The 11,999-nt window shown below is 46.9% G+C and carries 12 protein-coding genes; 3 read left to right on the top strand and 9 right to left on the bottom strand.

Features of this window, described 5'->3' with window-relative positions; genetic code table 11:
• Genes gndA through pgl form a run of 3 tightly spaced genes read left to right on the top strand, consistent with a single transcriptional unit; the run spans position 1 to position 3,691 of the window.
• On the top strand, positions 1-1,410 hold the full coding sequence (gene gndA / locus ACY652_RS17210; RefSeq protein ID WP_462265622.1) for an NADP-dependent phosphogluconate dehydrogenase: 1,410 nt from the start codon (positions 1-3) through the stop codon (positions 1,408-1,410).
• A 33-nt stretch (positions 1,411-1,443) separates the two neighbouring features.
• Positions 1,444-2,949 carry a glucose-6-phosphate dehydrogenase gene (gene zwf, locus ACY652_RS17205; protein ID WP_462265621.1) on the top strand — a complete coding sequence of 502 codons (1,506 nt, stop codon included), beginning with the start codon at positions 1,444-1,446 and terminating at the stop codon, positions 2,947-2,949.
• A 16-nt stretch (positions 2,950-2,965) separates the two neighbouring features.
• Positions 2,966-3,691 carry a 6-phosphogluconolactonase gene (pgl, locus tag ACY652_RS17200; RefSeq protein WP_462265620.1) on the top strand — a complete coding sequence of 242 codons (726 nt, stop codon included), beginning with the start codon at positions 2,966-2,968 and terminating at the stop codon, positions 3,689-3,691.
• 178 nt (positions 3,692-3,869) lie between these two features.
• Here pgl and hisIE read toward each other — a convergent pair whose 3' ends face one another.
• The 9 genes from hisIE to ACY652_RS17155 all read right to left on the bottom strand — a co-directional run bounded on the left by hisIE (position 3,870) and on the right by ACY652_RS17155 (position 11,827).
• The gene (gene hisIE, locus ACY652_RS17195; protein ID WP_462265619.1) at positions 3,870-4,460 is read right to left on the bottom strand and encodes a bifunctional phosphoribosyl-AMP cyclohydrolase/phosphoribosyl-ATP diphosphatase HisIE; all 591 of its coding nucleotides are present in this window, start codon (positions 4,458-4,460) and stop codon (positions 3,870-3,872) included.
• 30 nt (positions 4,461-4,490) lie between these two features.
• A complete protein-coding gene (hisF, locus tag ACY652_RS17190) occupies positions 4,491-5,246 on the bottom strand; it encodes an imidazole glycerol phosphate synthase subunit HisF (protein ID WP_462265618.1) in 756 nt (251 codons plus the stop codon).
• 6 nt (positions 5,247-5,252) lie between these two features.
• Positions 5,253-6,002, bottom strand: coding sequence for a 1-(5-phosphoribosyl)-5-[(5-phosphoribosylamino)methylideneamino]imidazole-4-carboxamide isomerase (locus tag ACY652_RS17185; RefSeq protein WP_462265617.1), 750 nt, complete (start codon positions 6,000-6,002; stop codon positions 5,253-5,255).
• A 5-nt stretch (positions 6,003-6,007) separates the two neighbouring features.
• Positions 6,008-6,667, bottom strand: coding sequence for an imidazole glycerol phosphate synthase subunit HisH (gene hisH, locus ACY652_RS17180; protein ID WP_462265616.1), 660 nt, complete (start codon positions 6,665-6,667; stop codon positions 6,008-6,010).
• Positions 6,664-7,809 carry a bifunctional histidinol-phosphatase/imidazoleglycerol-phosphate dehydratase HisB gene (gene hisB, locus ACY652_RS17175; protein WP_462265615.1) on the bottom strand — a complete coding sequence of 382 codons (1,146 nt, stop codon included), beginning with the start codon at positions 7,807-7,809 and terminating at the stop codon, positions 6,664-6,666. The genes hisH and hisB overlap by 4 nt, the downstream gene beginning before the upstream one ends.
• Positions 7,799-8,851 carry a histidinol-phosphate transaminase gene (gene hisC, locus ACY652_RS17170; protein ID WP_462265614.1) on the bottom strand — a complete coding sequence of 351 codons (1,053 nt, stop codon included), beginning with the start codon at positions 8,849-8,851 and terminating at the stop codon, positions 7,799-7,801. The genes hisB and hisC overlap by 11 nt, the downstream gene beginning before the upstream one ends.
• 19 nt (positions 8,852-8,870) lie before the next feature.
• A complete protein-coding gene (gene hisD / locus ACY652_RS17165; protein ID WP_462265613.1) occupies positions 8,871-10,166 on the bottom strand; it encodes a histidinol dehydrogenase in 1,296 nt (431 codons plus the stop codon).
• Positions 10,167-10,201: 35 nt separating this feature from the next.
• A complete protein-coding gene (gene hisG / locus ACY652_RS17160; protein WP_462265612.1) occupies positions 10,202-11,053 on the bottom strand; it encodes an ATP phosphoribosyltransferase in 852 nt (283 codons plus the stop codon).
• A 279-nt stretch (positions 11,054-11,332) separates the two neighbouring features.
• Positions 11,333-11,827: a D-glycero-alpha-D-manno-heptose-1,7-bisphosphate 7-phosphatase gene (locus tag ACY652_RS17155; RefSeq protein WP_462265611.1), complete on the bottom strand. Its 495-nt coding sequence runs from the start codon at positions 11,825-11,827 to the stop codon at positions 11,333-11,335.
• Between the last annotated feature and the right edge of the window lie 172 nt (positions 11,828-11,999).

The raw sequence follows: 11,999 nt of genomic DNA, 5'->3' as shown, positions 1-11,999 counted from the left end.
ATGGAGCAATACGAATTTGGCATTGTAGGTTTGGGCGTTATGGGCCGTAACCTGCTTCTCAATATGGCCGATCATCACTATGCCGTTGCCGGGCTGGATTTAGACCAGGCTAAAGTAGATGCACTGCACAACGAAGCTACTGCCGAACAGCAGGTATCAGGCAAAACCACAGCTCAGGATTTTGTGGGTCTGCTTAAAACGCCCCGGGCCATCCTGTTGCTGGTACCCGCCGGCAAAGCGGTAGACAGCGCGATCAGCAGTTTAACGCCGTTCTTACAGGAAGGCGATATTATTGTAGACGGCGGCAATTCCTATTTCCCGGATACCGACCGCAGGGTGAAGGAATTGGCCGAAAAAGGGATGCACTTCTTTGGTATGGGCATATCAGGCGGTGAGAAGGGAGCGCGTTTCGGGCCAAGCATGATGCCCGGCGGCGACCAGGAAGCTTACGACCGGCTGCAACCCATATTTGAGGCTATTGCCGCCAAAGTGAACGGCGACCCATGCGTTGAGTATATGGGTACCGGCTCTGCAGGCCATTATGTAAAGATGGTGCACAACGGCATTGAGTATGGTATCATGCAGTTAATATCGGAGGTGTATGATCTGTTTAAGCGCGGGCTTAATTATAGTGATGACCAGTTGCAGCAAACGTTTGAATCATGGAATGAAGGCGACCTGCAATCGTTCCTGATCGAGATTACCGGTATTGTACTGAAAAAGACGGATGATGAAACCGGCAAACGCCTGGTGAACCTGATTTCTGACGTTGCCCGTGCGAAAGGTACCGGCAAATGGACATCGCAAAACGCGATGGACATTCAGGCGCCCATACCGGTTATCGATACCGCCGTTGCTATGCGCGATCTATCCAAGTATAAAGAAGAAAGGATACAAGCTTCAAAACTGTTTACCTGGGATGCCGCTATTGATGATAAGGATGCACACGGCGGTTTAGTAGAGCATATCAAGAGCGCTTATTATTTTGCAGTGCTTACCATCTATGCGCAGGGCATGGAACAGTTACAGCTGGCATCGAAGGAATACAACTACGGGCTTAAATTAGCAGACATCGCCAAAATATGGCGCGGCGGATGTATCATCAGGGCGGCTTGCCTGGAAGATTTCATGCAGGCGTTCATCAAAAACCCGGAACTGCCCAACCTGCTGCTCGACGAGCAGATTGCGGGTAAGCTGACCGGTAAACAGGAAGCCATCCGGTTTGTGATCAAGTATGCGGTTGACAAAGGCATACCGGTATCTGCGTTTATGTCGGCCTTAGGCTATTTTGATGCCTACCGAAGCGAAAGATTACCCACCAACCTGGTTCAGGCGCAGCGCGATTATTTCGGCGCACATACGTATGAGCGTACAGACAAGGCAGGTACCTTTCATACCCAATGGGACTAATTCTATAACCGTTTTTGCAGATAAGCACTTGTAATGAAAACAGATAAAAAAGCTAACCCCACCATTATTGTAATTTTTGGAGGCACAGGCGATTTAGCTAAGAGGAAATTAATTCCGGCATTTTATAACTTGTTTATTGATGGTTCCATGCCGGAAAAGTTTGCCATTATTGGCTTGGGGCGCACTCAGCTTGATGATGATGCATTCAGAAAAAAACTGTACGATGGACTGAACGATTTTTCAAGAAGCGGTAAGCCGGCTGATGATAAGTGGAGCACATTTAATGCGTCAATCTCTTATTTCGTATCGAACATTGATGACCCTGCCGCCTACGCAGAACTGGCCAAGAAATTAGATGGTATAGACCAGCAGTTCGGTCAGAGGGCCAACCGGTTGTTCTATATGTCGGTAGCGCCAAGGTTCATTGAAGCGGTGGCCGTTAACCTAAAGCAATCCGGTTTGGCTATCAATGCCGATCTGGACAGAATTGTGATTGAAAAGCCTTTTGGCCATAATACCGAAAGTGCGATTGCCTTGAATAAACTGCTGATTGATAATTTTCAGGAAAAGCAGATCTACCGCATTGATCATTACCTGGGTAAAGAAACGGTGCAGAACATTATTGCTTTCAGGTTTGCCAATGCACTTTTCGAACCGGTATGGAACCGCAATTATATTGACTCGGTACAAATTACCGTTGCCGAGCAGGTTGGCGTAGAGGAACGCGGCGGTTATTATGACAGTGCCGGTGCGTTGAAGGACATGATTCAGAACCATTTACTGCAACTGATGTGTATGATCGCAATGGAGCCGCCGGTATCATTCGATGCCGAGGAGCTGCGTAACCGCAAGGTAGATGTACTGCGGGCCATCCAGCGCCTAAAGCCCGAAGAGATACACAACAATGCCGTAAGGGGCCAATACGGACAGGGTTGGACAGAAGGCAAAAAAGTGCCGGGTTACCGCGAAGAACCGGACGTAGACCCAAAATCAAACACGGAAACCTTTGCGGCGGTTAAGCTTAATATTAATAACTGGCGTTGGCAGGATGTACCTTTTTACCTGCGCACCGGTAAACGGATGCAGGATAAAAATTCTTCTATTACCATTCAGTTTCGCCCGGTACCGCATTCTACTTTTTCGCAAACACAGGCCGATAGCTTGTCGCCAAACCGGCTGACCATCAATTTGCAGCCGCAAATGGACATACGGATGCGGCTGATTGCCAAAAAGCCAGGGCTGGAAATGGAACTGCATCCGGCAGAGATGGTTTTTGATTATGACAGTGATAAATCATCGCCCGAGGCCTATGAAACTTTGCTGCTTGATGCCATGCTGGGTGATGCGACACTATTCATGCGCTCCGACCAGGTAGAAGAAGCCTGGAAGGTAATAACACCTATTCAGGAAGCATGGGAATCACGCAACTCACTTGATTTCCCTAATTACGCTTCAGGTACCTGGGGGCCGGAGAGTGCCGAAGCGCTTATTGCGCGGCAGGGGCATACCTGGGCCATCAGTGCAAAGGCGGGTAAGTAATTAAACCTTAATTGTAATGGTTAACATATTTAAAAGTCAGCAGGACATTATTGCAACAGCAGCAAAGATGTTTGCCGAAGCTGCACAAAAGGCGATTCAGGAGCGGGGGAAATTTGTGGTATCACTTACCGGTGGTACCTCTCCCGAAGCCCTGTACAATTTACTTGCGGCGCCGCCATACCGGGATAACATCGACTGGTCTAAACTATATATATTCTGGGGAGACGAAAGGTGGGTGCCGCTTACCGATGATAAAAGCAATGGTAAAATGACGGATCGCACTTTGTTAAACAAGGTGCCGGTTCCTGCTGACCATATTCATTATATGTATGCGGATGGCCAGCAGCCTCAAGACTTCGCAGCCGCATACGAGCAGTCTATCCGCCAGGTGCTGGGCGAAGACCTGAGTTTTGATTTGATTTTGTTAGGTATGGGGCCGGAGGGACATACGGCTTCGCTTTTTCCGCATGAGCCGGTTCTTCATGAAAAGGATAAGCTTGTAGAGGCCTATTATCTGCAATCGCAAAGCATGTTTCGTATTACATTAACACCGCCCATCATCAATAAAGCTAAACAAATCATCGTTATGCTGTTTGGGGAGGAGAAGGCGGCGGCCTTACACCAGGTGCTTGAGGGTGAATATAACCCGGATTTATACCCTGCGCAACTGATTAAACCGCTCAATGGCACCCTTACCTGGCTTACGGATGAAGCGGTAGCTAAAGATCTTACTCATGAATAGCCGGTTTATATTATAATTTATATATCTCCTGATTACCTGAAATTTGGGTTTACAAAGGTTAACATAATCAAAAAAATATTTTTCATAATTTGCTGATGTTCAGCAAATTATGAAAAATACATGGTTTACATAAAATGACTTAAAAGTCATGCGCGATTTACCAATGCACATTACCCTTTTATTTATGCCTTTGCTCCAGATTTTTGGCGATGGTTTCCAGGCTTAAGTTCTTTTCCCTTAACAATACCAGCAGATGGAAAACAAGGTCTGAAGTTTCATCAATCATTTCAGTTTCTGATTGTGCCAGCGCCGCAATTACGGTTTCTACAGCTTCTTCCCCCACCTTTTGTGCAATCTTGTTTAGCCCCTTGTTCCTCAGCTTGTTTACATAAGAGCTTTCCTGAGGGTGCATATATCGATTGGAAATGATACTTTCCAACTCAAATATAAAGTTGCTATTGTAGGTGGTTTTAAAGCAGCTGCGTTCGCCGGTGTGGCAGGTTGATCCGTCAGCACTTACCTTAATCAGCAGGGTATCATTATCACAATCCAGGTGCAGGCTTTTTACATGCAGAAAGTTGCTGCTTGTTTCGCCTTTCGTCCACAGTCTGTTCTTTGAGCGCGAATAAAAGGTTACAATGTTCTCTTCAACCGTTTTGTTATAGGCATCCGCATTCATATAGCCCAACATCAGCACTTCCAGTGTCTGCACATCCTGTATCACTACCGGCACCAGCCCGTCAGGCGATTTATTAAAATCAATATTCATTATCAGTTATCATTGAAGTACTGCGTTATTTCAGGCACGTACCTGGATTTGGTTTTGTCTTAACACGGCTTTTAGTTCGGGTATCATTATTTCACCATAATGAAAAACGGATGCAGCCAGCGCCGCATCCACATTGCTTTTTTGAAACACTTCTGTAAAATGCTCAACACTGCCTGCCCCGCCCGATGCTATCACCGGTATATGCACTGCATCATTTACCGTTTTCAGTAATGTGTTGTCAAACCCGGCCTTAGTGCCATCGTGGTCCATAGAGGTGAGCAGGATTTCGCCGGCCCCGCGGCTTTCCGCTTCCTTTATCCAGCTTAATGTTTCTTTACCGGTAGCAATGCGGCCGCCGTTGAGGTGTACCAGGTTGGTATCCTTGACCAGCTTGGTATCAACAGCTACTACAACAAACTGCACCCCAAAGGCTCGGGCCAGATCGTCAATCAATTGCGGGCCGCGCACGGCTGCCGAGTTGATGGAAATTTTATCGGCGCCGGCGTTCAGCAGCGCGTCGGCATCGGCCAGTTCATTAATGCCGCCGCCAATGGTGAAAGGAATATTGATTTGCCGGGCCACCGCCTTTACCAGTTCTATCATGGTCTTACGGCGTTCGTTGGTGGCGGTAATATCTAAAAATACCAGTTCATCGGCGCCTTGCTGCGAATAGTTCCAAGCTAACTCTACAGGGTCGCCGGCATCCCGCAGATCAACAAAGTTTACGCCTTTAACAGTGCGGCCATCTTTAACATCAAGGCATGGAATAATTCTTTTGGCTAACATCAGCGCTTAAATAGAGATCAAAGCCTGTAAATTCCAGTTTTTCACATCCTCAATGCTGATGCGGTTTTCGTAGATGGCCTTTCCAACCACGCATGATTCTACCTTAATCTTGCTTAGCTGTTCCACATCCTGCATGGAGCTTACCCCGCCTGAAGCAATCAGTTTTATAAAAGGGGAATGGTCCAGCAGTTTTTTGTAAAGTTCAACGCCTGCTCCGCCCAGTTTACCATCCTTATTAATATCGGTGCATAAAAAACGATAAAATCCCAGGTGCAGGCACCGGTCTACATAATCCAGCAGTTTTACCGGTGAGCTTTCCATCCAGCCGGAATACTTGATCACTTCATCCAGTACATCAATGGCTACCACTACCTGATCAGAGCATTTGGTTTTACCGCACATCAAAGCGCTCAGTTCATCTAAAAAGGTAGGGTTGGTGATGGCTTGCGTACCTACAATTACCCGGTGGATACCGGCATCGGTAAGTTCCTTTACCTTATCAATGCTCCGTACGCCGCCGCCATACTGTACTTTCATTTTGGTTTGCTTGATCACCTCAAACAAGTACTGCTGGTTGCTAAAATCGCCTTTAGCGCCGTTTAAATCAATTATGTGGATAAAATCGGTACCGTATGACTGGTAGCGCTCAATCATTTCCTCAAGGGTAACGTCGTATTGCGTTACCTGTTCATAATCGCCCTCACGCAGGCGTACTACTTTCTTGTTAAGGATGTCTATTGCTGGAATAATGTACATACGTACTATAATTTTGAAAAATTTGTCAACAGCGTTTCGCCGTATTTGCCCGACTTTTCGGGATGAAACTGAACACCGTAAAAATTACCGGCGCACACTGCCGCCGAAAAGTTTAAACTATACGCTGTTGAAGCTATAGTATATGCAGCATTGTGCTCAATATAATAAGAATGTACAAAATAGAAGTAAGAACCCGATGGAATGTTTTGAAATAAAGGATTTTCGTTTACTACTTCTACCTGGTTCCACCCGGTGTGGGGTACTTTATAATGCTCATTATCGTTAAACCGCTTAGTGTTAAGCGGCACAATGTTCAGAAGCTCGGCATTGCCTTCCTCCGAGTGGGCGGTAAGCAGCTGCATACCTACACAAATGCCCAGTGTGGGTTTTTTCAACGCCAAAATTTCGGGCACCATACCACTATACTGCAGTTTGTGCATGGCGGCACCGGCATGGCCTACGCCCGGAATGATATAGCGGTCATACAAACCAAAATCCGTCTGCCGGTCAATCATTCCATAACTAATGTTCAACCGGTCGAGCGCGGCGGTTAAGGAGAAGATGTTACCGGCGCCATAACGTATAATGCCGATGCGCTGCTTTCCGGCACCCGCAGGCTGTTCATAAGCGGATTTGTTACCGGTGTCAATTTCGTTGATGGTCATAATACGCCTTTGGTGCTGGGTAAAACCATTTTATCGGCATCGCGCTTTACGGCCATTTTTATTGCTTTGGCAAACGCCTTAAATATAGCCTCGATCTTATGATGCTCGTTAACGCCTTCAGCCTTGATGTTCAGGTTGCATTTAGCGGCATCAGAAAACGATTTAAAAAAGTGGTAAAACATTTCGGTAGGCATATCGCCCACCTTTTCACGTTTAAAATTTGCTTCCCACATCAGCCAGTTGCGGCCGCCAAAATCAATGGCCGCCTGGGCCAGGCAATCATCCATCGGCAGGCAGAAACCATAGCGCTCTATGCCGCGTTTATCGCCCAAAGCCGTAGCAAACACTTCGCCCAAAGCGATGCCGGTATCTTCAATAGTATGGTGCTCATCAATGTGCAGATCGCCTTTTGCGGTTACCTCCAGATCAATACTGCCATGGCGTGCAATCTGGTCGAGCATATGGTCAAAGAAATGCAGCCCTGTGCTTACTTTAGCTTTGCCGGTGCCATCCAGGTTAACCTTAATATAGATGTCGGTTTCCTTGGTAGTGCGCCTGTGTTCAACCTGGCGTGTGCCTAATTTTAAAAATTCATAGATCTGCTGCCAGTCGGTGGTTTCCAGCGCCACGGTTTGTTGTATGGCTTTTGTTTCCTCCTCTGTAAATTCACGGTTACCCAGGTTACTGTTATTGTTCAGCCAAATTGCTTTTGCGCCCAGGTTTTTTGCCAGCAGTACATCGTTCTTGCGGTCGCCTATTATATAAGACCCGGCAAGGTTGTAAAGCGTTGCATCCAGGTAGGCGGTAAGCATACCGGTGCCCGGCTTCCGGGTGCTGGCATGGTCTGCAGGAAAGGTACGGTCGATATGCACCGCCTCAAATTTTACCCCCTCGCCGGCGAAGGTCTTTATAACCAGTTCCTGTACAGGCCAAAAGTTTTCATCGGGATGGCTGATGGTACCCAGGCCGTCCTGATTGGTAACCATCACCAGCTCATAATATAATTCCTTTGCGATACGCGGCAGGTACTGCAGGCAGCCGGGATAAAAAGTAAGCTTTTCAAAGGAGTCGATCTGTTCATCGGCCACCTCGGTAATCATGGTGCCGTCGCGGTCGATAAACAATACTTTTTTAGGCTTCATTGTACTGTTGTAAAGCGTTGATCAATTGTTCATTTTCTTCGGGGCGACCAATGGTTATCCGTAACGCACCCTCGCATAATTCTATTTTTGACCGGTCGCGAACGATGATGCCATGCGTTACCAGAAAATCATAAATGGCTTTGGGACTGGTAGTCTTTACCAGAATAAAATTTGCATCCGAAGGATAGATATCTAACACAAAATTAAATTTGGTCAGGTTCTTCACCAAAATATCGCGCTCCTTTAAGGTATCAGTAATCCAGCTGTTTACAAGGTTAACCTGCTGCAAAGCTTGGAGTGCTAAATGTTGTGTGGCATCGTTGATATTGTAGGGAGGCTTAACCTTATTCAGCACTTCAATGATCTCTTCACTGGCGAAAGCCATCCCCAAACGCAAACCGGCCAGCCCCCAGGCTTTTGATAAAGTTTGCAATACCACCAGGTTGCTATATTCTGTAAGTTCCTGAATAAAGCTTTTCTGGCGGCTGAAATTAATATAGGCTTCATCCACCACCACAATGCCGTTAAAGTTGGCCAATATGGTTTCAATATCTTTCCGGTTGATGGAATTACCGGTAGGGTTATTGGGTGAGCAGATAAATATAAGCTTGGTGTTTTTGTCAATGGCTTCGGCAATTCCTTCCAGGTTGAGCTGATACTCGGTAGTAAGCGGCACGCGCTTAATGGCTACATCATTTATATTGGCTGATACCTCATACATACCGTAGGTTGGCGGTACCAGTATCACATTATCTACCGCGGGATTGCAAAAGCTACGGAACAACAGGTCAATCGCTTCATCACTGCCGTTGCCTAAAAAGATATTCCGCGGCGGCACTCCTTTAATCTCGCTCAGGCGCAGCTTTACTTTATGCTGCAGCGGGTCGGGGTAGCGGTTATAGGGCGTATCCAGCGGTGAGCCGTATGCGTTTTCATTCGCATCCAGGTAAATGCTTGCTTCGCCCTTATATTCATCACGTGCTGACGAATAGGGTTTTAAACTTTTTATGTTCTCTCTGAGCAGTTGATTAATATCGAACATGGCTGATGTCTCCTATACCTTATTGAATATTATTTAACCTGATGCTTACTGCATTCTTGTGTGCATGCAATCCCTCCAGCTCGGCCAGCACTTCAACCGTTGGCCCTAAAATTTTGATGCCCTCCGGCGATAGATGCTGAAAGGTGATCTTCTTCACAAAAGAGTCAACGGAAACGCCTGAATAAGCTTTGGCATAAGCGCTTGTAGGCAGGGTATGGTTAGTGCCGGAAGCGTAATCGCCTGCACTCTCCGGGGTCAGGTTACCCAGGAATACTGAGCCGGCATTGATGATTTTAGGAACCAGTTCCTGCCATGCTTCAGTTGACAATATCAGGTGTTCCGGGGCGTAAAGGTTACTGAACTGCATTGCGGTGTTCAGATCATCCACAAGCACAGCATAAGAATTTTCTATAGCCTTGGCAGCAATCTCCGCACGGGGTAAAACTGCAAGTTGCCGTTCAAGCTCCGCGTTCGTCTGTTCAATTAACTGCGCAGAGGTAGATACCAGTACGGTTTGACTATCAACGCCATGCTCGGCCTGCGCCAGCAGATCAGCAGCTACGTAGGCCGGGGTAGCGCTATCATCTGCTATAATCAGCACTTCGGAAGGCCCCGCAGGCATATCTATCGCCGTAACGGTAGTGCTTTGTATAATGGTTTTGGCTTTGGTAACAAACTGGTTTCCAGGGCCGAATATCTTGTCAGCTTTAGTAATGCTTTCTGTGCCGTAGGCCATAGCCGCAATGGCCTGGGCGCCGCCTGCCAGGTATACCTTTTTTACCTTTAGCAGCAGTGCTACGTAAGCAATAAAGGCGTTCACCTTACCATTCTTTTGCGGAGGAGAACACACAATAAGCTCATGACAGCCGGCTATACGGGCAGGTATCCCCAGCATCAGAAAGGTACTGGGCAGTACCGCCGTACCCCCCGGAATATATAAACCCACCTTTTCAACAGGTCTTACCTCGCGCCAGCAGGTTACCCCCGGCATGGTTTCCACTTTATCCTCCGCTTTCAGCTGCGTTTGATGAAAAGCATAAATGTTGCGGTAGGCCACATCAAGCGCTTCCTTCTGGTAGGGCAGCAGGGCAGAAGCAATGTCCGCCAGTTCTGCTTCATCCAGGTACAGCTTAGCAAGGGTTACCTTATCCAGTTGTTCTGCATATTCCATCAGGGCTTTATCACCATACTGTTTTACCCGGGCCAGAATCTGTTCTACGGTATCGCGTATCTCGTTACCCGTATCAGTATTACGTTGTGTAAGCTGCTGCAGGGCTTCGGCATCCAGCGTATGGTAGTTGTAGGTTTTCAACATCACTTGTTTAATTAGTCAGGCTCAACTGTTGTTAATTACAAGATGATTTTTTCGATGGGCATTACCACTATGCCTTGCGCGCCTGCCTGTTTTAACTGGCTGATGCGGTCCCAAAAGTCGCGTTCAGGAATTACGGTATGCACCGCTACCCAGCCCGCCTCGGCTAAAGGCACTACTGATGGGCTTTTCACACCGGGCAGCAAGGCGATGATCTGCGCTAACTGATCTTTGGGCGCATTTAACACCACATACTTGGTTTCTTTGGCCCTCAGCACCGACTGTATGCGTTGTATCAGTTCAATCACCAGGTCGTTGGCTGACAGTTCATCGCGCCCGATAAGTACCGCTTCAGACGACATTACATCGGCAAAGGGTTTTAAACCGTTGCTTTTCAAGGTGCCGCCAGTTGAAACCAGATCGCAGATGGCATCACTCAACCCTAAACCCGGTGAAATCTCTACCGACCCCGAAATGGTACGTATGTCAGCCTGAATTTCGTGCTGCGTTAAAAACTTGCTCAGGATAGCCGGGTAGGAGGTAGCAATCGATTTACCGTTAAGCTGACTGATATCATCGATACCGCTATTGTTGGGTACCGCGATCTTTAACGAACATTTGCCGAAGCCTAATCGCTGGAGGTAGTTTACCGATACCTGCGTTTCCTGTATCACGTTTTCGCCCACAATACCGAGGTCGGCTATGCCATCCTGTACGTATTCGGGGATGTCATCATCGCGCAGAAAAAGGATTTCGAGCGGAAAGTTGGAAACCGGGGAAATTAAGGAGCTTTTATAATTTTCGAAGCTGAGTCCGCAATTCTTTAACAATTCAACAGACTTTTCATTAAGCCGGCCAGATTTCTGGATGGCAATTTTAAGTGTTTTCACAAGGGGAATAATTAAATTATACTATATATACCAACGGGCAGGTAAGTTCGCGTAGAACCATACATCATCTTAATCGCCGCAGGGGCGATGGTGCAAATGCAGTTGATGGATGTGTAAACCGTTCATTTATATATAGCTAACTTCTTTCGGAGAGCTGCCGCAAATATAGGCAGACCAGTGTAAATACAAAGCATTATTTATTTTGTTGGGGTAAATGTTACACTTTGGGCGAATTGGCGCAGTGCTGCATAAGCGCATTACAGAATATATGCAGCCTGATTACCGGATCAGGTGTAAAACTTCGCTGATGGGCTGATCGCTGTTGATTAGGATGCCGGTTACACCGGCTGCCTCGCCTGCTTCCACATCACGTTCGCGGTCGCCAATAAAATAAGAGGCGGCCGGGTCAATATTATACTGAGCTATACCACGCAGCAGCATACCTGGCTTGGGTTTGCGGCAATCGCACTCGCCGGTAAAATTCGGATGGTGCGGGCAATAGTAAATATCAGTAAATGTAATGCCATGCCGGGCGCAGGTATTTTTCAGGTGTTCGTGCATTTCGGCCAATTGCGCTTCGGTGTACCATTTTTTGTCTAAGCCGCCCTGGTTGGTGGCTACAATCAACAGGTAACCGCGGTCCTGCAATTCCTTTAAGGCTTCAAAATTGTGTTCAAGAACATGAAAGTCTTCAAACCGGCACACATAGTCGCCCATTTCGCGGTTTAGCACACCGTCGCGGTCCAGGAATACGGCTTTACTTTTAGTCGTCATTACTATCAATAAGTTGCAAACTTAATCAAACCAAGTCAGATACGGGCGCATTAAAACAGGCTCAACTTACACTTATATTGCAATTATGAAAATTTACAGCCTTTTTCTTATCAAAAATTTATCATTTCAGCAAAAAATTATTTGATACTTATAATTCATTTTGTGTTTTGGT

Origin of the sequence: Mucilaginibacter sp., assembly GCF_965200995.1 — a bacterium.
GTDB lineage: Bacteria > Bacteroidota > Bacteroidia > Sphingobacteriales > Sphingobacteriaceae > Mucilaginibacter.
Note: the sequence above shows the minus strand (reverse complement) of the source record. Positions and strands in the feature narration are given on the sequence as shown.